Source organism: Streptomyces sp. SID3212, from assembly GCF_009865405.1.
GTDB lineage: Bacteria > Actinomycetota > Actinomycetes > Streptomycetales > Streptomycetaceae > Streptomyces.
On the sequence record NZ_WWJY01000844.1, the window covers coordinates 1 to 2,492 of the forward strand.

At 72.7% G+C, this 2,492-nt stretch carries 2 protein-coding genes; both read right to left on the minus strand.

Features of this window, described 5'->3' with window-relative positions:
- On the minus strand, positions 1-950 hold a 950-nt coding region (locus GT042_RS25685), incomplete at its 3' end, for an SWIM zinc finger family protein (protein WP_161311106.1).
- Between the two features lie 66 nt (positions 951-1,016).
- On the minus strand, positions 1,017-2,492 hold a 1,476-nt coding region (locus tag GT042_RS25690), incomplete at its 5' end, for an alkaline phosphatase D family protein (RefSeq protein WP_161311107.1).

Sequence of the window (2,492 nt, forward strand, 5' to 3'; positions counted from 1 at the left end):
GAGACCAACTCGGCGTCCCGGGCCGCCTCTTCGGTGGCCAGCGCCTCCAGCACCCCGCCCTCGCCGGAGAACCCGCGCGCCGCGTCCGGCGACAGTGTGAGTGTCAGCCGCATCCCCGGCAGCACCACCTCCCAGGCGCTCGACACGGCCCTGCCGTCGGCGGCCGGACCGTACACCCGCAGCGCCGTCGCGTCGCGCAGCACCCGTTGCAGGGCCGCCAGCCGCTCGGGCCCCGGCAGACACACGGCGCCCCGCACGGGCCGGGTCGTCGGCCGCAGCGTCCTGCCCGTCGGGACGACCCACATGGCACCGCGCGAGGCGGTGCCGGAACCGCGCGGCAGGGTCCGCAGGAACCGGACCGCCTCCGCCGCCGGCAGCTCGGCCCGCAGGTCGAATCCGGCCGAGATCACCTGGGCCTCGGCGAAGCCGCGCAGCCAGCGGTCCGGCAGCGGCACCTTCTTCTCCACCACCGGGCCTTCGAGCGTGGTGACGGTCATCTCGTCGGGACCGACCCGCAGATGGAGCGGATCATCGCCGGTCATCCGCGACAGGGCCTCCCGCAGCGGATTGTTCACATCCACATTGGTCGTGCCGTGTCCGGTGTCCGCGCCGTCGAGGCCCTCCCGCAGCACGTCCAGACGGGCATAGACCCCGCAGCAGCCGGAGAACGACTCGAAGCGCAGCCGGTCCCCGTTCCCCGTCACCACCGGGTCGAGCGACGAGCCCACGACCCGCTGGTGGTAGCGCGCCCCCGCCACGTCCGCCACGGCCAGCAGCCCGCGCGCGGCGGCCCGGGGCGAGGTCAGGAGCCCCGAGAAGAAGCCCGGATGCGCCTCGGCACCGAGCGGTGTCACCCCGCCCGAGGTCTCCAGGCCGAGCAGCCGTCCGCCCGGGGCCGTGGCCAGGGCGGACGGACGGGAGTAGGCGAGCGCCTGCGTGGATCGCGTCATGGGAACGACGTTAGGACCCACCACTGACAATCGGCCCCGACAGGCGCCCGCCCCGGGTCGGAGCGACTACCGCTCCTGCCCGACCTTCCCCGGCTGGAGCACCTTGCTGAACAGGACCGTGCCGCCCTCGGCCCGCAGACGGACCGTCAGTTCGCCGCTGCCGCCGTCGATGTCGACCTCGCCGAAGTACTGCGGGGACTCCATCGGCGACACGTTCGCCCGGTCGGGCGCCCGCACGAAGACCCGGTCGGGGCCGAACGTACCGTCCAGCGCGTTGGCCTGGAAACCGCCCGCGGCCAGCGGCCCCGAGACGAACTCCCAGAACGGCGCGAAGTCCTTGAACGCCGCGCGCTCCGGCGCGTAGTGCTGCGCCGACGTGTAGTGGACGTCCGCCGTGAGCCAGAGCGTGCCCGTGATCCGCCGGTGCTTGACGTACCGCAGCAGCTCCGCGATCTGGAGCTCACGGCCGAGCGGAGCCCCCGGGTCGCCCTGGGCGACGGCCTCGAAGTTGGTCGCGCCGTCCGGGACGACCAGTCCGAGCGGCATGTCGGCGGCGATCACCTTCCACTCGGCGCGCGAACGCGACAACTCCCGCTTGAGCCACTCCAACTGCTCCGCGCCGAGGATGCCGGTCGTGTCGTCGGCCTGCCGGTCGGGGGAGTTGGCGTTGCGGAACGAACGCATGTCCAGGACGAACACGTCCAGCAGCGGACCGTGGCTGATCACCCGGTGCACCCGGCGGTCCGCCCCGCGCTCGTGGAGGGTCGACACCGGGAAGTACTCACGGAACGCGCGCGCCGAACGGGCCGCCAGCAGGTCGACGTTCTTCTCGGTGTAGCGGACGTCATCCAGGATCTGACCCGGGTACCAGTTGTTGCGCACCTCGTGGTCGTCCCACTGGACGATCGTCGGCACCTGGGAGTTGAAGCGCCGTACGTTGGCGTCCAGCAGGTTGTAGCGGAAGTTGCCCCGGTACTCGTCGAGGGTCTGCGCGACCTTCGACTTCTCCTCGGTGGTGACGTTCCGCCAGATCCGGCCGTCCGGCAGCGTCACCTGCGGTTCGAGCGGCCCGTCGGCGTAGATGGTGTCGCCGCTGCACAGGAAGAAGTCGGGGTCGAGCCGCCGCATCTCGTCGTACGCGCGGTAGCCGCCGATGTCCGGGTTGATGCCCCAGCCCTGCCCGGCGATGTCGCCCGACCAGAGGAAGCGCACGCCCTGCCGGCGTTTCGCGGGCGCGGTACGGAACGTGCCGTACACGGGTTCGCCGGTACGGCGGTAGTCGTCCGGGTCGGCGAGGGTCACCCGGTAGTGCACCTGCTCACCGGCCGGGAGGCCGCGCAGGGGGACCGTACCGGTGAAGTCCGAGCCCGGGCCGAGCAGCGGGCCGTGCCAGGTGCGGGCGCGGCGGAACGACTCGGTGGCGGAGGTCTCCACGATCATCCGGGCCGGCCGGTCGGACCGGACCCACGCCAGTCCGGACGACGACGTGACATCGCCCATCTGTACGCCCCAGGCGGCGCGGGGCCGCCCGGACCGGGCCTG